This window comes from Parageobacillus sp. KH3-4 (assembly GCF_022846435.1).
In the GTDB taxonomy this organism is placed as follows: Bacteria; Bacillota; Bacilli; order Bacillales; family Anoxybacillaceae; genus Parageobacillus; species Parageobacillus thermoglucosidasius_A.
The window spans coordinates 2,217,516-2,236,815 of the sequence record NZ_AP025627.1; the positions used below are offsets into that span (position 1 = coordinate 2,217,516).

A 19,300-nucleotide genomic window follows, 5' to 3' on the forward strand; every position below is an offset into this window, starting at 1 on the left:
TTTTTGTTAGATCTATTACACGATCAGGCCCCAAAAAATGTTGAATTCCAAAAAGTCCATCCATTATTAAAGTGGAAAGCACATCTAATTCATTGCGGTTCTTCTTCTCTTGATCTTTTCCTAGCATATTCCACCGCCGCTGTATATACTTCTAAAAAAGCAGCTTGATAATCAGTAGCGGCTTTTTTTACATCCTCATATTCTGGTACTTGCCTTATTATTTTTCCATTCTGTATAGCCTGTTTTACACGAATATTTCCATACGGTGTAGGAACACTCACACTATTTCTTCCTAGAATACTTCTTATACATATATTTTTCCTGACACCAAGGGTTGTCGTTTCTTTGATAATAAATTGTTCACATTCCTCGGCACTATTGGGCGAAGCCAAAACAGTAAGAAGGACCCCAGGGCGGTTTTTCTTCATAAAGATGGGTGTATAAAACACATCGAGTGCCCCTTTTTGAAAAAGCCCTTCCATGACATATCCCAACGCTTCCCCCGACATGTCATCTACATGGCACTCTAGAATGTGAATCACCTCTTGCTGCAAAGGCAATGAACATTCATGTTCTAACAAAACATCAACCATTTCGCCTACTACAACACGTAAAACATTCGGCTGATTTGGCAAATCACGTGTTCCTGCACCGTATCCAATTGATGATATTGTCATTGCCGGAATTGGTCCAAATGCAGTCACTTGACTTTTCACAATCCCAGCTCCGGTTGGGGTTGTTAACTCAAACGGCAATTTGCTAGCCTTTATTGGTACGTTTCGAAGTATCTCCAACGTCGCAGGAGCTGGAACAGGGTAGGTCCCATGCGCACAATCGATATATCCACTTCCAACCGGAATAGGAGAAGAAATGATTTGATCAATTTTAAGCTCTTCTAACGCGACAGCTGTGGCGACAATATCAACAATTGAGTCAATTGCACCTATCTCGTGGAAGTGAACATTTTCAATAGGAATGTGATGGATTTTTGCCTCTGCCGTGGCAATAGAATGAAAAATTTGTTGACTACGTTTCTTTACTTCCGGAGGTAATTCTGAGTGATTGATCATATCGACTATGTGAGAATAATGCCTATGTGAATGCGAGGTTGAATGATTTAACGAATCATGATGGCGGGAGTAAGCATCACGGTCTCTGCAGTTATCATCTAGGATTACATCCAACTTTATAGCAGAAATCCCCTTTTTTATGACCTTGCTCCATTGTAATTTATACCCTGAAATCGGAAGCTTTTTTAATTCTGTTTCAATCCGTTCCGGTGATGCCCCCGCATCTACCAAAGCACTAACCATCATATCGCCACTAATTCCCGAAAAACAATCAAGATAGAGAATCTTCATTCCTTTCCTCCTCTTGTTTCATTGCCTTTACGATGGACTGTTCAATGACAGATAGAATAGTAGCAGCATAATATCCAGCCCCAAAGCCGTTATCAATATTGACAACAGAGACTCCGCTAGCACATGAATTTAACATCGCAAGCAAAGCGGAGATCCCTTGGAAATTAGCCCCATATCCCACACTTGTCGGTACAGCAATAACTGGCTTTGACACAAGCCCTCCTACCACACTCGCAAGCGCCCCTTCCATACCTGCAACTACGATCACGACGTGCGCCTGTTCAATAACTGATACTCTATCTAATAAACGATGAATACCAGCAACACCTACATCATATATTCGCTTGACCTCGCAACCTAAAAACTCAGCAGTCACCGCAGCTTCTTCAGCAACAGCAAAATCTGACGTTCCTGCACTGACAACAGCTATGTATCCTTGTTTCTTTGTCTCCACATAGTCTTTAGAAACCCAATAAAAAGCCTTTGCATCACTATGATAATGAAAGCATTCGAGAGGATAGCGATCTTGTAAATTTGTTATCAGATAATCTGCCTTTTCCTTATTAATACGTGTGGCAAGTACTTTTTTATGAAATTTCATTAATCTTTCGAAAATACCGAGTAAATGTTCTTTATTTTTCCCCTCACCAAAAATTATTTCTGGGAAACCCTTCCTTTTTTCGCGGTGAATGTCCACTGTTGCATATCCAATATAATCGTATGTGCGCAATGTTTCGTATGCTTCTTCTACAGAGATATTCCCGTCTTTTAATTGCTTAAGCACTTCTCTAAGCGAATCTTTCATTTTACCATTCCTTTTTTCAAAACTTCATTCATACTTCCTGATCTATATCCTCCCAAATCAAGCGTCACATATAAAAATCCTAATTCTCTTAATTGATTATGGATTTCCTGATGATATTTAATGATACGCGGCATCTCTTCAGGCAAAACCTCAATTCTAGCTATTTCTCCATGATGGCGAACACGAACTTGATAAAAACCAAGCTCCAAGAGAAATTCTTCAGATTTATCAAGCTGATCGATTTTCTCTTTCGTAATTTTCATTCCATAAGGGATACGCGATGATAAGCAGGCAAAGGAAGGCTTATTCCATGTTTCCAGCCCCATTTCCTTTGACAATATCCGGATTTCATCCTTGTAAAGTCCCGCTTCTTGAAGAGGACTCCGCACACCAAGTTGTCGCGCTGCTTTCAATCCCGGGCGGTATTCTCCTAAATCATCCATATTAGAACCGTCAACAATCGTATATATATCTCCATATTTCTTAACCAACTCTTTTAACTGTGTGTACAAATGATTTTTACAATGAAAACAGCGGGCAAAGTCATTTTTGACAAAATCGGCGTTTTCTAATTCATTCATTTGAAGCTTCAAGTGTTTGACACCTATTTGTTTGGCAAGCTTGGAGGCCAACTCTACTTCCCGCGTTGGAAACGTTTCTGAAACTGCAGTAACCGCCATCACGCGATCACCAAGTGCTTGCTTTGCAACCGCTAACAAAAATGTGCTATCTACTCCACCCGAAAAAGCTACTAATACGTTTCCCATATCCCTTAAGAGATGAATAAGCTGCTCTTTTTTTGTCTCCAATAAGTTCTCTTCCAAATTTATATCCCTCCGTGATACAGCTTCGTTTATTTTGCTTAATCAAAAGATGGATACATACCATATTGGTCGCCGCAAATATCTTTAACTAGAGATGTGACAGGATGTTCCCCTCAAAGTAGATGAGGGGAACACGATGATTTATGCCTTAACTAACACTGTTTTAATAGATGTAAAAAACTCTATTGCTGCCTGCCCCTGTTCTCTAGAATGAGAGCTTGATTGTTTCATTCCACCAAAAGGAGCTTGAAACTCCACTCCGGCTGTTTCCGCATTTACTTTTACTAGCCCAGCTTCTATTTCATTAATAAATGAGAGAATATTGCTAATATCTTTTGTATAAATGGAGGCGCTTAATCCGTATTCTGTGTCATTGGCAAGTTCCAATGCTTCCTGAATGTCACGGACTTTGATTAACGCAAGCACAGGTCCAAATATTTCTTCCCGTGCAATGGTCATATTTATGTCTACATTTTCGAAAATAGTTGGTTCTACATAAAAGCCATTGGCAAATTCACCTTCTATACATCTTTTACCGCCGTAAATTAAATTTGCTCCTTCTGCTTTTCCTTTTTCAATATAGGAGAGAACGGTATTTAATTGCGCCTCACTTACACACGGCCCCATCCATGTTCCGCTGTCCATCCCATTTCCTATTTTTAGTTGTTTTACTTTAGCGAGAAGTTTTTCTTTAAATGTTTCATATACTTCGCTTTCAACGAAGACACGGCTTGTAGCAGTGCATTTCTGACCCGTTGAACGCAATCCCCCATTTATCGTTCCTTCGACGGCAAGATCCAAGTCCGCATCTTTAGCGACAATGACAGGATTTTTTCCTCCCATTTCCAATTGATATTTCGCACCGCGTTCAAAAGCTGCTTTTCCTACCTGTTTTCCTACATTATTTGAACCTGTAAATGTAACCCCATTAATATCTGGATGATTCGCGATCCCTTGGCCGATTACAGAACCCGGACCGCATACCATATTGACGACTCCCTTCGGAAAGCCGGCTTCATGGAAACACTCCATCACTTTGGCAGCCGTTACAGCAGCTTCGCTTGCAGGTTTTAAAACAACGGTGTTTCCATATACAAGAGCAGGCGCCATCTTCCATATAGGAATAGCTACAGGGAAATTCCACGGCGAAATGACACCAACTACTCCGAGCGGAACTCGAGTGGTGAACATTAGCGCCTCATTATCGCTTGATGGAATAACATCGCCAATTTTTCTAACCCCTTCTCCGGCATAATAACGTAATATATTGACTCCCCTCAGCGTCTCTGCTTTTGCTTCACCAAACGTCTTTCCCATTTCTCTTGTCATCGTTTCCGCAATTTCTTCGAGACGTCCTTCCAGAATATCCGCCGCTCTGTATAAATACTCTCCTCTCTCTACACCGGATAGTTTCCACCACGATTTTTGCGCCCGTTTCGCCGCGGCCACTGCCTTGTTTAAATCTTCTATAGATGAACGTTGAATATATCCAACAACTTCATTTTTATTAGCCGGGTTTATGCTTGCTTCCACTTCATTCGTTACCGAACTTACCCAATCTCCATTGATATAGTTAAAATATGTTTTTACTTCTGCTTGCACTGTCATCACAACTTCACTCCTATTCCCTATTATTTTGAATATGGAAACCTAAATAGCCTTGCCATCTATAATATAAAGGGAGACTTTGACACTTATTTTGCAACGGTTTTGTTTACTAATGCTTTTACTGGATTTGAAAGCACACCTATCTCTGGAATTTCAATCTCAATACGATCCTGATCTTGCAGGGTGAAATGATTTGGTGGAACTATAGATGTACCTGTTAACAATACAGTTCCATCAAATACTTTGTTATCACGAATTAAGAAAGAAATTAATTCATCATATTTTCTTTTTAATTGCCTTGTATTTGCACTTTCCTCTACTACAAGTTGGTTGTTTCGATATATACGGCACGTTATTTGAAGATCGTACGGATTTTTTACCGTTTCAGAAAGTCGGATTGCTGGACCAATTGAGCATGAATTCTTCCATATTTTAGCCTGCGGTAAATAAAGAGGATTTTCCCCTTCAATATCTCTGCAGCTCATATCATTGCCAATCGTATATCCAACGATTTCCCCTTCTTTGGTTATCACTAAGCCCACTTCAGGTTCGGGAATTTGCCAGTTCGAATCACTCCGCAAATAAACCGGTTCATTAGGACCTATAGTACGGGCAGCGGTAGATTTAAAGAATATCTCAGGTCTTTGTGCGTTATATACCTTGTCGTAACATGTTTCGCCACCGTTTGCTTTATCTGTCGTCTCGTAATTTCTTGCTTCGCGACTTTTTTCGTACGTGACACCTGAAGCCCAAACCTCAGGCGCAACAATTGGCACAAGCAGGTTTAATTCAGATAACTCTTTTTGCAAACTCTCTTGTCCGGTAATGAATCCATAAATGTAATTGAAAGGGGTCAATCCTGCTTTTTTTGCTTCATAAATAATATCTATAAAGTCGTTGAATGGAAGAGGGTATATTTGATTATCATCTGTAACAGCAGCTAATACGGCATCTGAATTTCCGTTTAAATATCGAATGATTCTCATAAATTCGTCTCCTTTTGTTTTATATTAAAAAACTCTGTTTTATTATTTTGATAAAAAATGCGTTTAGATTATATTTTATGGATGTAAACTTCCATGTTTAGAATACCCTAACTCTTTAGAAATAAGATTGGCAGCATTTTTTAATAATTGCACTTCTTCCTTAAGCACCAAATCATTGACTTTCGCAGACGGTTGGGATATGCTCATCGCCGCTATGACATTTCCAGAATGATCCCAAATAGGAACAGCCACACATGCAATACCTGGTTCGTTTTCTTCATTATCAAGCGCATAGCCATTTTTTCTAACTTTATCAAGCTCGGCAAGAAATTGTTCCTCACTAGTGATAGTGTTAGCAGTATGACGCTTATAAACATACCCTTTTAAAAACTCCTTAAGTTCTTTATCATCTTTGAAAGCAATTAACGCTTTTCCTACCGCGCTACTGTGAACAGGAACTCTCCTTCCAATCCTCGAATATAAAACTGTCCCCGAGGTTCCTTCTACCTTGTCAATATAAATTCCTTCTTTCCCATCAAGTATAACAAGATGAACGGTATTGCCAGTTTTTACAGATATATCGATTAAGTACTTTTTGGAAATTGCCCGAATATCAAGATGGCGAATAACTAAATTTCCTCTTTCAAACAATTTCATTCCTAATCTATACTTACCATTTTCCGGATTCTGCTCTATATAATGATGGTGTTGGAGCGTTTTTAACAGTGAATGCACAGTGCTTTTATGAAGTTGCATTTTTTCGCTAATATCCGTAATTTTTAACTCTGTTTCATATTCATCAAATAGATCTAAGATACGGAGAGCACGGTCAACAGATTGAATCAGCGGCATATTCTTCACCCTCTTTAACAATTTATATTGGCGCTATACCTATTTATCTTTTAATAATTATAATATAGAGAGTGAAGAACAATGACGAAAAATTTTTATTAATTGTTATTATGATATTTTTAAATTATTTCCGAAAATTCTCCGCATTCCTTTCTACTTTATTGCTTACTATTTGCTTCCCCGCAAACTAGGGAAGAAAACATCTTTTTTATAATCGTATACTGCTTCCTCGGCTACATAGAAAGGCACTACCCCGTTTGCAGCATCCGTATGCCCAATTAAACGATTGCTGGCTGCAATACGCCGTTGACGTTTGCGCATATTTTCTAGTCTGTTTTTTGCAATCTCTTTTCTTTCCTGTTTAATACTCTCAAATTCAAATAAAAGTTTACCGTCTTGAAAAGCACTTGCATTTAAAAACTGAATTTTCCGTTCCCGAAGGCCAATATATAGAAGATCTCCTGTTTTCAAATAGAGTATGCCTCCACCCTTAATTGCCTCAGGAGTCATGTGACCAATAGCCGCCCCGTATGTTACACCTGAATAGCGTCCATCGCTGATGAGAGTAGCAATACGCTTTAACTGTCTGTTCGCATTAATATGTTGCATTGGTGTAAACATTTCCGGCATACCAAACGCCTCTGGCCCTTGACCGGATATAACGACAGCTATTTTTAGCGCGCCTTCTTTCACCATCGTATCGAATAATTCATCATATTCCTTGTCTTTTAACGAATCAAATAGATGCGGGGAATTATGTTTTAATACAGCGATCAAGCTTTTATCATTAAAACTACGATTTAACTTCAGTTTTTCTAACAGATTAACATCTAGAAGCCCTTCATTTGCATCATCTTCATTTTCATAATATAGAACAAATGCAATTTTCTTATCGAACTCATCAATTTGTCTTGTTGACATTCCGCTCATTTTTACTACTGCGCTTTCAAAAAAATTTCCTGATAAAACATCAACACCGCTAAATGGCCGTTTTGGTTTAGAGAGAATAATTGGATTATTTTTGATATTTTCGGCTGGCAATTGATCTTTCTTCACAGAAAGTCTTTCTCTCCATGTCGTTCCCGTAACCGTCGGCGCATCAATGTCCATTGGAACTCCGTTATTCATCAACTCATGAAATACGGTTTCCATTCCTCTTATTTTCCCACTGCAGCACTGAATGGCTAAAGCGTAGATATCTCTTCCTTGTGTTAAACTGTAGTCAAATAAATCCGGAATCGGCACTTCATGATGAATTTTATCGTATTCCCATAAATCAAATTGATACCCTCCATAAAGCATTGCAGCGACAATATGCATCATAATATTGGTAGATCCGCCAGTGGCACTATGAATTCTAATGGCGTTTTTAATATTCGTAGCCATTATATTAGTAACTCCATATATTGGGTTATTGATCAAATGCACCAAGCTATCCAGTGCAGCGTTTATCTGTTCCTGTGTAGGTGGAGCAGTTAAAAGCTCCAGTGCGGGATGAATCAGTCCCAAACCTGCTATGAGATGTCTGGAACTATTGCCAGTTCCGTTAAATGCGCACACCCCACCCTGACTATCGCAAGTTGCTACTGCTAAACGTTTTTCATAATCTTCATGTTGTTCTATTGTAATAATCCCTTTTTCTCTTGCTCTTTCCAATACACCTTGGAATGCAGTGTTTGATGAACATTGCAAAATATATGAAAGTGCATCGCGCAAATCGTATGCAATATCTTCCTCCCCTATTGACTCGGCATGCCGGGCAACTTCTTCTAATTCAGCATATAAGCGCGGGGGAATGGTTCCTCCTTTTAAAACATGCGCCGGAGCAAAAGTGGCAAAGAAAGGAGCTTCGCCTCTTTCCCTGCGAACACGATCAAGATGTGCCAGAGCGCTGACAACCCCAAGCGGTTGTTTATCGCAACCTTGAATGACAAAAGCCCCATGATAGCTATGTGCTTCCATCTGATTAACAATCATCTGCGCGACAGCATTTCGGCTTTGTAAGGAATAACTCATTCCTTGGTTGCTCTGTGCCGTCCCGTCGCACATTACCGGCGTCGAAAATTGAAACGGAACTCCTCCATTTTGCCAAATGCGAATGGCGGCTCGAGCGATCGTTTGAAAATCCATAATATGGGCAGGGTGATCAGCGGATCCTCCTATAATCGCAATTCTAGGAGCATTATGATGTAATCGGTCATATATTTCTTCCAACGTCCAATCTGGCTGCATTCCTTTTAATTCGGGACCAAGGATCTGTTTAGAACGATCAAGCAGGCCTGCCACACATATAGGTTCGTTTGCTTTTCCCTGCACGTTGTCGTGATACGGATTGACTTTGCTCTTCACATATGGATATTTAACCGCCGGCATAATACTCCCCCTTTCCCGATGAATAGAAACTTGGTTTATGACTATTTGGATTTGATAGTTAACGCTAGACACCTAAATTATATTTTTTCTAAGTGATTGAAAAATCCATTTCGAAAGGTTCCGATAAAATCTCTATATCCTTCATTTGTCTGGCTTCATCTAAGAGGCTCTCAGAAATCCAAATATCCCTAAGTGCCAGCGTATTTTTTATTCTGACCATTCTGACTCTGTTCATATCAAAAGCATTGCAGGTTTTGATCGCTGCTTTCACTGCTAACTCTTCTGTTTCTAAACACATTGGTAGTTTTACTACAGAGACCACCGTGCTTGTTAAAGCATTGGCGTATCCTTTTTCCCATACGATTTGTTCCTTAACTTTATTTGTTGTAATATCAGCGAGGCCAATGCCATTGGCGTTGCCCTGTGTTTTTTCAGATAAACTTAACACTACGATACGTGTCACTTCCGGGCCGCCGGTTGCATAGGGAGTAGCGTACCTGCCTGTAATATTTGGATCCATTCCATCTCCTGAAATATCCTTCCCTATTTCATCTACTACAAGCACATCAATTGGGCTAAACATAATTCTTGGCATCAATGCTTTTGCCTCTAGCAGCAGTTCAGGCTCCACTGTTTCGAAATGCTCGGCTGGGACCGCAACAATTTTGGCAGGGCGATCATACGCATTTTCCAAAACAGCTACACCAAAAATAACCGGTGCCTTGCGAATAACTATTTTTGCCATTTCAACAACATGTTTACTCATATACTTAAAGCTATATTTATGGGCCGCTTCGGCACCTTTTTGCTTACCGAGACCAATTGTTATCATTTTCATTAATCCGCTTTCAACCGGGCCCCGAAAAGCTGTATGTGGTTTAACCCTATTTATGACAATGATTTTATCTGCCTCATATGCAAGTTTATCTGTATAAACTGGAAGGCCATTATCTAACCTTCCTACTTCTACTACCTCCATACTAGAACAAATAGGCGCACCTACAAACTCCTCTGTAACTCCCAAATGTATTAGTACCTCTTTCTGTCCCTCAGCAGTTGCCCCACCGTGACTACCCATTGCCGGTACAATGAAAGGATTTCCACCTACCTGTTTAACAGCGTTCACGACTTCTCGAGTAATCATTGGTATATCTGCCACGCCACGGCTTCCTACAGCAATTGCCACGCGATCGCCAGGGGAAATTCTATGGAGAACATTGGCCTGCTGGATACTCTCATGGATTGCTTTAGGAACATCTGCAATTTCAGGAGCATGAAAATGTTGCCTAATCTTTATCATTTTCGGAATCGGTACACCTTTGAGCAGATCATTAATGATTTCCATTTTTCCTCCCTCTTATTAGCCATAGCTATATCATTATCTGTCTGTATACCTTTTGAAAACAGAGAAAAGACATACTGGACTCTCTAATTCCTATTTACAAATCCTTACACTTCGTTTTTAAAACATGCTTAATAAATGATGATCATTTTCTAATTTTTTCTAATTCATTATACATCTCATTTACAAGATCTTCTCCAAATTCTTTAGCATATTTATCGATCACAGGCTTAATGTCTTCTGCCATCTTTTGCCGTTGTTCATCACTCACTTCATTAATTTTGATACCGGTTTTCTTTAACTCTTCTAATGCCTTTTTATCTTCTTGACGACTAAGCTCCCGTTGATACTTGCCAGCTTCCACAGCTGCATCCCGCAGAATCTTCTGTTCTTCTGGCGATAAGCTATCCCAAAATTTTTTGCTAACTAAGAAAACAAATGGTGTGTAAACATGCTTAGTAAGGCTCAAATAATCTTGTACTTCATAATATTTATTGGATTTAATCGTCGCCAATGGATTTTCCTGACCATCAACTGTTTTGCTTTCAAGGGCTGTGAAAACTTCTGAAAAAGCCATTGGTGTTGGGTTAGCACCAAGTTTTTTAAATGCATCAATATGCACTTGATTTTGCATTGTCCGCAATTTTAAACCTTTAAGATCATCTGTTGTGTTGATTGGATGCTTACTATTTGTTACATGGCGGAATCCATTTTCCCAATAAGCAAGGCCAACCAGTTCATGATCAGGAAGCTTTTCTAGCAATTTTTTGCCTATAGGTCCATCTAAAATCTCGTCTGCTTCTTCTGCAGTATTAAAAAGAAACGGAAAATCCAATATGCCAAACTCTTTAATTATCCCGACTAATGGGGAAGTTGATGGAATCGTAATTTCTTGTGTGCCACCTTGAAGTGCCTCCGTCATTTTTAAATCATCGCCTAAAGATGCGCTAAAATACGTCTGGACTTTCAATTTTCCCCCGCTTTGTTTCTCTACTATTTCCTTGAATTTGAGAAGCCCTTGTCCTTCTGGGTGATCCTCATTTAATCCAATTCCCGCCTTAATAACCCTTTCTTGAATTCCTTTAGGTTTTATTCCTCCTTGGGTTGCATTAGAACTACAAGCACTTAGAAAAAGTAATCCTATTGATAGGAAACCAATGATTACCTTCCTAACCGCAACTATTTTTTTCATGCTTTGTCCTCCCAGTTTTTTGTTCATCCTTCTTTCCTTTTGTTCTATATCCTTTTTATGGCCAGTTGAGCAATTGTGTAATATTTATTGAAGATGCTGTTTTTTAAAAATAAACGTTCTTTTTAATTCAATGCGTACAGGTGAGAAATAATGTATCTTTTTTATACAAAAATTACATGCTCGTAAACCATTGAAGTGGAACAGTAACAATAGACGGAAACAGAATAAGCAATATAAGAACAAGAGTTTCCGCCAGTAAGAAAGGCCATATCCCTTTCATAATGTCCTCCATCCCTATTTTTCCTACCCCACAAGCTACATTTAATACTGTGCCAACTGGAGGAGTCAGTAATCCAATGCAGTTATTGAGTACAAAAAGTACCCCAAAGTACACCGGATCAATTCCAGCTTTTTCGATAATAGGCATTAAAACAGGAGTAAGAATGAGAATAGTAGGTGTCAAATCCATGGCAGTACCAACTAATAGAACTAATGCATTAATCACCAGCAGAAGCAGCAACTTATTCTCGACGAACGGTCCGAGCATATCCGTTACGATTGACGGGATATTGGCAACCGTGATCAACCATGCTGATACCATAGCTGCTGCAACAAGGAACATTACCATACTTGTTGCCTTTGCAGAGGCTACTAGCACCTTAAACAAATCTTGTATTTTCAATTCACGATAAATGAACATACCGACAAATAATGCATAGAACGCGGCCACGACAGCTGCTTCTGTAGGAGTAAAGATCCCCCCACGAAGCCCTCCAACAATAATAGCAGGTAATAGAAGCGCCCAAATGGCTTGACGGGTAGCTGATAGTATTTCTTTTACAGATTTGCGTGGAAAAACTTCTACCTCATCTTTTCTTACCATAAACCACCAACATACTACCAAACATAAGCCAATGAGAAGACCCGGAATGATCCCTGCCATAAATAATTTAGTAATCGATAAACCGCTCGTTACCCCAAAAATAATCATCGGTATGCTCGGAGGAATGATCGGCGCAATAATACCGCCAGCCGCAATAAGACCGGTAGATCGGTTTCGGTCATATCCGGCTTTAACCATCATTGGAATGAGAATCGCACCGAGAGCTGCTGTATCCGCTACTGCTGAACCGGATAAACCTGCAAAAAGAACGCTGGCAATGATCGCTACATACCCCAACCCTCCACGAATATGACCAACGAGAGACAGGGCAAAGTGAATAATTCGATTGGAAATCCCACCGGCATTCATCAATTCTCCCGCAAGAATGAAAAAAGGGATCGCCAGCATAGAAAAATTGTCAGCCCCGTCAATGAGGTTTTGCGCGATAATCTGAGTATCGAAAATATCGAGATAAAACATCAGAGCAACACCACTTACTAAAAGCGCAAAAGCAATAGGCATCCCTAACGCCATGACACCGATTAACGAACCAACAAAAACAGCCAATGCCATCTACCTCTCACCTCCAGCTGCACCCTGTTTTTGACCGTAGTGCGATTCCGTGATTTCTTCATGAACTGCTTGTATGATTTCATCTTCCGATTCCTTCATTCGTGTAAGCTCTTCTAGCGCATTTATTTGAAATAAGGCTCGATAAATATTAAACAATACAATGATTCCCATTCCGATACTCACGATGATTCCAATTCCGTAAACATAAGCTAATGGCAAGCCCGTTGCAGGTGCCGTACTATGCAAGTTACTTATAGTTATCTTCCAACTTCCATCAAGAAGTAACCATAGCACATAAAGAACGATTAAATTACCGAGAATAAAGACAACTCGCTTAGCACCCAACGGCAATTTCTTAAGAAGTATATCCACTCCCAAGTGGTCGTTATCTCTCAGAGCACCAATTGCTCCTAAAAATACCATCCAAATAAATAGAAAACGAGACATTTCTTCAGACCAGGTTATGCCCGAGTTAAATACGTAACGCAAGACAACATTGCCGAATACCAAAATAGACATCATAGCAAGCGTCAATGCCATCAAGACGTTTAAAATACTATTTGTTAGTTTGCCAAGTTTCTTCAATAGATCCACCAGCCCTTCTTTCTGTTCAATTTATTCTGCTTCCGCTTTTATTCTTTCATACAAATCTTTCGCCCAGTCATATTTTTGGAAAAGTTCATCATATAATGGTTGTACAGCTTCTTGCATTTGTTTAGTAAATTCCGAACTTGGTGTTGTAAACTTAATTCCGTGTTGCTCTAAAAATTTTTTGTCTTTTTCATAACTCTTTTCCATAAGCTCAAATTCGTAATTGGCTGATTCTTTTGCAGCTTCCTCAATAATTTTTTGTTGCTCTTTAGTTAAACTATTCCAAAAATTACTGTTAATTATATAAATATTCGGGCTAAACATATGTTTTGACTCCAGCACATCATTTTGAACCTCATACCATCCTGAAGCACGTAATGTAGCAATAGGATTATCCTGTCCATCAACCACTTTTTGCTCCAGTGCCGTAAAAACTTCTGATATTGGCATTGGCGTAACATTTGCTCCGAGCAATTTTCCAATGGTAATGTAGTTAGGGATATTAGGCATTCTAATGCGTAGCCCCTTAAAGTCATCCATCGAGTCTATTGCTTTATTAGCTGAAAACATTCTAAATCCATTTGCACTCCATGCTAACGGGTGAACGCCATGCTGTTTTTCAAGATCTGCCGCAATTTCTTTCCCAATCGGCCCATTTAATACTTTTTTGACGTGTTCGAAGTCTTTAAATAAAAACGGCCACTCTGGTACTCCCATTTTTGGAATATCATTTTGCATAATCAATCCAGGAATCCCCATTTCAATGGTGCCGTTACGAACACCATCATAAAATTCCTTTTCAGCTCCTAGAGTACTATTGGGATAAATCTGTACTTTAAGGGTTCCACCTGACTTTTCTTCAACTATTTTTTTGAATTTTTCCTTCAAAGCAATATTTTGTGGATGATCTTCCGCAAAATAGTTTGCTACTTTAATCACCTTAGCTCCTTTATTTTTTTCGTCTCCCTGTACTGTTTGCTTTTCAGCGCTACAGCCCGATAAAATAACGAAAATTAGGACGGAAAATGCGAAAAGGAGTACGCTAATTTTTTTCATTTTTTTGGAACAGCCCCTCTCTTTTTGGTTTTTACAAATCAAATTTGCTACTTACCCAACCAAAAAAGTTAAGCGTTTTCAAAATATGTTTTAAAAACATCAGAAAAAGTTTTTTTAACTTATAAAACTATGTTTATCAAATATAACCAAGATAAGATAGAAGGAGCACTTTCTTTCCATGAAATAGAGAAGTGGTTTTAATGCATAATTGCTAATGACAAACATTTATTTTGTTTTATATTATAAAACTATGTTTTATAATATAGATAAAAAAATTAAAGTAGAGATAATTTTTGTTTATAATATTATAAATTTTCATAATAGTCAAGTAATTGTTTATCAAAAACAATTTTGTTGAAAGTTTCTCCCTTCAAAAAAATTTCCGTTACGTTTATTCAATTTTCACAAGGATGACAAAATAATTAATGAAAAGAGATCAGCGAAGTTTTAATAGCTTTGTGCGGCAAGTTCCATTTGTATGCAGAAAGCTTTTATGATTTTCCGTATCGGTAATTTTAATCATGTTGCCAACCATTATGGCTCTTCTTGCCTTCTTTAAATATAAATAAAAACCTTTAGATTAAAAAAGAGGCAGACTTCTTTTTCCCCTGCCTCTTTTCTCTTTAATTTGCCTATGCAAGAATTTGCTCGATTTTCTCAAGCACATCTTCCGTTAATTGAACGTCCACGGCTTTGACGTTTTCTTCCACTTGTTCCGGCCGGCTTGCGCCAATTAACGCGCTTGCGACATTCGGTTGGCGCAATACCCACGCGAGCGCCAATTGGGAAAGGGTGATGCCGAGTTCGGCGGCTACCTTTTCCAATTGCTCTACTTTGACGAGAATTTCCTCTTTTAGTAAGTCGTTGATAAACATATTCGATTTCGGATCGCTCGCCCGACTTCCTTCCGGCGCTTTTTGCCCCCGTTTATATTTTCCGGTCAGCACCCCTTGCGCCAGCGGCGAGAAGACGATTTGGCTAATGCCGTTTTGTTCGCAGACCGGAATGATTTCTTTCTCAATGTAACGGTGGAACATGTTATATTGCGGCTGGTTGACGACGATGCGGTCCAGTAAATATTTATCGGCCGTGCCAAGCGCCTCTTGGATTTGCTGGGCCGTCCATTCACTGACGCCGACATACAATACTTTTCCTTGACGGACAAGGTCATCAATCGTGCGCAATGTTTCATCAATTGGCGTTTCCTTATCATAGCGGTGGCAATAATAAATATCGACGTAATCTAACTGTAGACGCTTCAAGCTGGCGTGAAGCTGCTCAAACACATGTTTTCGCGACAAGCCTCGGTCGTTTGGGCCATCCCCCATCGGCCAATACACTTTCGTCGCCAATACATACGATTCGCGCGGATACTTGCGCAATGCTTCGCCGACGATTTTTTCCGCTTCCCCTTTAGCGTACACATTTGCCGTGTCAAACGAGTTGATTCCCAACTCATACGCTTTATCAATGACACGGATCGCCGTTTCTTTTTCAACCGAATTGCCGTATGTAAGCCAGCTGCCTAAACTAATTTCACTCACTTTTAACCCTGTTCTCCCAAGCTTCCGATATTTCATCTTTCTCTCTCCCTTCTTAAAGTGTAAACCATTCCCATAACATGCATCTATTATATTATAATACTCTTTTTATTCATATAAAAGGAAATTTTGTAATAAATTTAAATATCCCACGCGTTATATTGAAGTAAAGAAGGTTTCCGTCGATTTTAGTAGATTTCTGTAGACGGTATTTACAATAAATTTAGAAAAAATAAACTATTTTTTACAAAAAAGGAGGGGGGTTTATTGATTTATTTTCATCAAGTGAACAAATATTATGGAGATTTCCACGTGCTGAAAGATATTAACTTAACCATTCATCAAGGGGAAGTCGTCGTAATTATTGGCCCGTCCGGTTCTGGAAAAAGCACGTTAGTTCGTTGCATCAACCGCTTAGAAACGATTACAAGCGGGGAATTAATCGTCGATAACGTCAAAGTCAACGACAAAAACATCGACATCAACCAGCTGCGGCGCAATATCGGCATGGTATTCCAACATTTTAATTTATACCCTCATATGACCGTATTGCAAAACATTACGCTGGCGCCGATGAAAGTGCTTCGCATTCCGGAGAAAGAAGCGAAAGAAACGGCAATGTACTACTTAGAGAAAGTAGGAATCCCGGACAAAGCCAACGCCTATCCGTCCGAATTGTCAGGCGGTCAGCAGCAGCGCGTCGCGATCGCCAGAGGATTGGCGATGAAGCCGAAAATCATGTTATTTGACGAGCCGACATCGGCGCTTGACCCGGAAACGATCGGCGAAGTGCTCGACGTCATGAAACAATTGGCAAAAGAAGGAATGACAATGGTTGTCGTTACGCACGAAATGGGATTTGCCCGTGAAGTCGCAGATCGCATCGTCTTTATGGATCAAGGGCGCATTTTGGAAGAAGCTCCGCCGGAAGAATTTTTCTCCAACCCGAAAGAAGAGCGGGCCAAAGTATTTTTGCGCCGCATTCTCAACCATTAATAAAAACGTTCGAATCAAACAAAGGGGGTTTTTTTATGAAAAGAAAAACGATTTGGAAAATGTGGATTACGCTCGCGCTTACCGCTCTATTGAGCATTACTGCATTAGCCGGATGCAGCAGCGAATCATCAACGACCAACAATGGGGACGGAACAAAATCGACGGAAACGTCAGCCGGAACGAACACGTTAGAGAAAATAAAAAAACGCGGCAAACTGATTGTCGGTGTCAAATATGACTTAAACTTGTTCGGTCTAAAAAATCCAGAAACCGGAAAAGTGGAAGGGTTTGATATCGATATCGCCAAAGGATTGGCGAAAAAAATTCTTGGTGACGAAAATAAAATTGAATTAAAAGAAGTAACATCCAAAACGCGGATTCCAATGCTGAATAACGGCGAAATCGACGCGATTATCGCGACAATGACCATCACCGAAGAGCGGAAAAAAGAAGTCGATTTCTCCGATGTGTATTTCATGGCCGGCCAATCGTTGCTTGTCAAAAAAGACAGCAAGATCAACAGCGTGAAAGACTTGAAAAAAGGAATGACCGTACTGACGGCAAAAGGTTCTACTTCCGCGCAAAACATCCGCAAAGTAGCGCCGCAAGTAAATGTATTAGAATTTGAAAACTACGCCGAAGCGTTCACGGCGCTAAAAGCAGGGCAAGGCGATGCCCTCACGACAGATAACGCTTTGCTTTGGGGGATGGCAAAACAAGATCCAAACTACCGCGTTCTTGACGAAACGTTTACCGAAGAACCATACGGCATCGCCGTCCGCAAAGGGGACACAGAATTTTTGAAAGTCATTAACGAGTACTTAAAGGAAATTAAAGAAAACGGCGAATATGACAAAATTTATGAAAAATGGATTGGGAAAAAACCGCAACAATAATCACGAAAGAACAGATGAGCGTCTCCTGTTTCGCTCATCTGTTTCATCTTAAGACAGGAAAGAGGTGGAAGCATCATGTTAAGATATTCGATTTTGTTCGATCATTGGGATATGTACATGCAAGGGTTTGCCAATACGTTAAAAGCAAGCGTCCTCGCTCTTATTGGAAGTTTAATTATTGGCATCATTATCGCTATTTTCCGGATTGCCCCGATCCGTCCGCTAAACTGGCTTGGAGCGGCCTATGTCGAATTCATCCGCAACATTCCGCTCGTTTTAATCGTCTTTGTCTTTTTTGTCGGTCTGCCCGCCGTCGGTATCCGCTTTGATCCGTTTACTGCAGGCACGTTAGGCTTGATGGTGTACACCGCCGCATTTATCGCCGAAGTCATCCGATCGGGAATCCTCGCTGTTCCAAAAGGGCAAACGGAGGCAGCGCGCTCATCCGGATTGACATATTTGCAGACAATGCGCTATATCATCTTGCCGCAGGCAATCAAAATGGTTATTCCGCCGCTTGGCAACCAATTTATTAATCTTGTAAAAAACTCGTCCGTTTTAGGCGTCATTGCCGGACTTGACCTCATGTATTTTGGTGATTTAATCTCGTCGGAAACGTTTGTTACATTTGACGTTTACATTTTCGTCGCACTGTTTTACCTTGTACTAACAATACCGCTAAGCCTTGGCGTTGGATATTTGGAACGCCGCTTGGCGAAAAGCCGATAATTCAAGGAGGTAAGGACAGATGGACTTTATCGGCGCATACTCTCCAGCGCATCTCGCCTTTTTGCTACAAGGATTTTTGGTGACATTGGAAGTTGCGTTTATCTCCATTATTTTTAGTTTTATCTTCGGGATTATCATCGGTGTGATACGCTATACAAAAATCCCTGGCATTTCGCAAATTTTCGCTGTCATCGTAGAAACGATTCGCAATCTTCCACTTCTTTTAATTATTTTCTTTACGTATTTCGCGCTGCCAGAAGTAGGATTAAAGCTTGATAAATTTTACGCGGCCATTGTCGCCCTTGTCGTTTTTGAATCGGCGATGCTATCGGAAATCGTCCGAGGCGGATTAAACTCGATTGACAAAGGACAAATCGAAGCGGCGCGCTCATCTGGGCTCACCTATATCCAAACGTTATGGTATATCGTCTTGCCGCAAGCATTGCGTCGCATGGTGCCGCCGATTGTCAGCCAATTTATTTCACTGCTGAAAGACACGTCGTTAGCGATCGTTATCGCTCTCCCGGAATTAATGAATCATGCGCAAATTATTAACGGAAGAAATGTCAATTATGTGATACCGATTTTTATTCTCGTCGCGCTCATGTATTTTGTTGTCAATTATTCATTATCCCTTGTTTCCAGAAGGCTTGAATATAAACAGCGTTAAACGAATTCATATATTCGCGGCA

At 40.0% G+C, this 19,300-nt stretch carries 17 protein-coding genes; 4 read left to right on the forward strand and 13 right to left on the reverse strand.

Features of this window, described 5'->3' with window-relative positions; translation table 11 throughout:
* Positions 1 to 89: 89 nt before the first annotated feature.
* The 13 genes from larC to MWM02_RS11330 all read right to left on the reverse strand — a co-directional run bounded on the left by larC (position 90) and on the right by MWM02_RS11330 (position 16,026).
* On the reverse strand, positions 90 to 1,361 hold the full coding sequence (gene larC / locus MWM02_RS11270) for a nickel pincer cofactor biosynthesis protein LarC (RefSeq protein ID WP_064553012.1): 1,272 nt from the start codon (positions 1,359 to 1,361) through the stop codon (positions 90 to 92).
* On the reverse strand, positions 1,342 to 2,166 hold the full coding sequence (larB, locus tag MWM02_RS11275) for a nickel pincer cofactor biosynthesis protein LarB (protein ID WP_244402040.1): 825 nt from the start codon (positions 2,164 to 2,166) through the stop codon (positions 1,342 to 1,344). The genes larC and larB overlap by 20 nt, the downstream gene beginning before the upstream one ends.
* On the reverse strand, positions 2,163 to 2,990 hold the full coding sequence (larE, locus tag MWM02_RS11280) for an ATP-dependent sacrificial sulfur transferase LarE (protein ID WP_244402041.1): 828 nt from the start codon (positions 2,988 to 2,990) through the stop codon (positions 2,163 to 2,165). Before larE ends, larB begins: the two co-directional genes overlap by 4 nt.
* Before the next feature lie 141 nt (positions 2,991 to 3,131).
* Positions 3,132 to 4,598, reverse strand: coding sequence for an alpha-ketoglutaric semialdehyde dehydrogenase GucD (gene gucD / locus MWM02_RS11285; RefSeq protein WP_064553005.1), 1,467 nt, complete (start codon positions 4,596 to 4,598; stop codon positions 3,132 to 3,134).
* Positions 4,599 to 4,684: 86 nt separating this feature from the next.
* Complete coding sequence (locus MWM02_RS11290) at positions 4,685 to 5,584, reverse strand: fumarylacetoacetate hydrolase family protein (protein ID WP_064553003.1); 900 nt, start codon at positions 5,582 to 5,584, stop codon at positions 4,685 to 4,687.
* 75 nt (positions 5,585 to 5,659) lie between these two features.
* A complete protein-coding gene (locus MWM02_RS11295; RefSeq protein WP_244402042.1) occupies positions 5,660 to 6,436 on the reverse strand; it encodes an IclR family transcriptional regulator in 777 nt (258 codons plus the stop codon).
* A 168-nt stretch (positions 6,437 to 6,604) separates the two neighbouring features.
* Positions 6,605 to 8,809 (reverse strand): dihydroxy-acid dehydratase domain-containing protein, encoded by a 2,205-nt coding sequence (locus tag MWM02_RS11300; RefSeq protein ID WP_244402043.1) that lies wholly within the window; start codon positions 8,807 to 8,809, stop codon positions 6,605 to 6,607.
* Positions 8,810 to 8,897: 88 nt separating this feature from the next.
* Entirely contained in the window at positions 8,898 to 10,154 is a 1,257-nt protein-coding gene (locus MWM02_RS11305; protein ID WP_244402044.1) for a nickel pincer cofactor-dependent isomerase, group 22, read from the reverse strand.
* Between the two features lie 142 nt (positions 10,155 to 10,296).
* Positions 10,297 to 11,343, reverse strand: coding sequence for a TRAP transporter substrate-binding protein (locus MWM02_RS11310; RefSeq protein WP_244402045.1), 1,047 nt, complete (start codon positions 11,341 to 11,343; stop codon positions 10,297 to 10,299).
* A gap of 172 nt (positions 11,344 to 11,515) precedes the next feature.
* Positions 11,516 to 12,799, reverse strand: a complete 1,284-nt coding sequence (locus MWM02_RS11315) for a TRAP transporter large permease (protein ID WP_064552993.1) — start codon at positions 12,797 to 12,799, stop codon at positions 11,516 to 11,518.
* On the reverse strand, positions 12,800 to 13,339 hold the full coding sequence (locus MWM02_RS11320) for a TRAP transporter small permease (RefSeq protein ID WP_481861775.1): 540 nt from the start codon (positions 13,337 to 13,339) through the stop codon (positions 12,800 to 12,802).
* Positions 13,340 to 13,414: 75 nt separating this feature from the next.
* Positions 13,415 to 14,446 carry a TRAP transporter substrate-binding protein gene (locus tag MWM02_RS11325; RefSeq protein ID WP_244402047.1) on the reverse strand — a complete coding sequence of 344 codons (1,032 nt, stop codon included), beginning with the start codon at positions 14,444 to 14,446 and terminating at the stop codon, positions 13,415 to 13,417.
* A 632-nt stretch (positions 14,447 to 15,078) separates the two neighbouring features.
* Entirely contained in the window at positions 15,079 to 16,026 is a 948-nt protein-coding gene (locus tag MWM02_RS11330; RefSeq protein ID WP_064552986.1) for an aldo/keto reductase family protein, read from the reverse strand.
* 228 nt (positions 16,027 to 16,254) lie between these two features.
* On the opposite strand from MWM02_RS11330, the gene MWM02_RS11335 reads away from it, so the two are divergent.
* The 4 genes from MWM02_RS11335 (at position 16,255) to MWM02_RS11350 (ending at position 19,278) form a co-directional block, all read left to right on the forward strand.
* Entirely contained in the window at positions 16,255 to 16,983 is a 729-nt protein-coding gene (locus tag MWM02_RS11335; RefSeq protein WP_003251064.1) for an amino acid ABC transporter ATP-binding protein, read from the forward strand.
* Positions 16,984 to 17,018: 35 nt separating this feature from the next.
* A complete protein-coding gene (locus MWM02_RS11340) occupies positions 17,019 to 17,879 on the forward strand; it encodes a transporter substrate-binding domain-containing protein (RefSeq protein WP_064552985.1) in 861 nt (286 codons plus the stop codon).
* Between the two features lie 75 nt (positions 17,880 to 17,954).
* A complete protein-coding gene (locus tag MWM02_RS11345) occupies positions 17,955 to 18,608 on the forward strand; it encodes an amino acid ABC transporter permease (protein WP_064552983.1) in 654 nt (217 codons plus the stop codon).
* A gap of 19 nt (positions 18,609 to 18,627) precedes the next feature.
* On the forward strand, positions 18,628 to 19,278 hold the full coding sequence (locus MWM02_RS11350; protein ID WP_064552981.1) for an amino acid ABC transporter permease: 651 nt from the start codon (positions 18,628 to 18,630) through the stop codon (positions 19,276 to 19,278).
* Positions 19,279 to 19,300 lie beyond the last annotated feature (22 nt).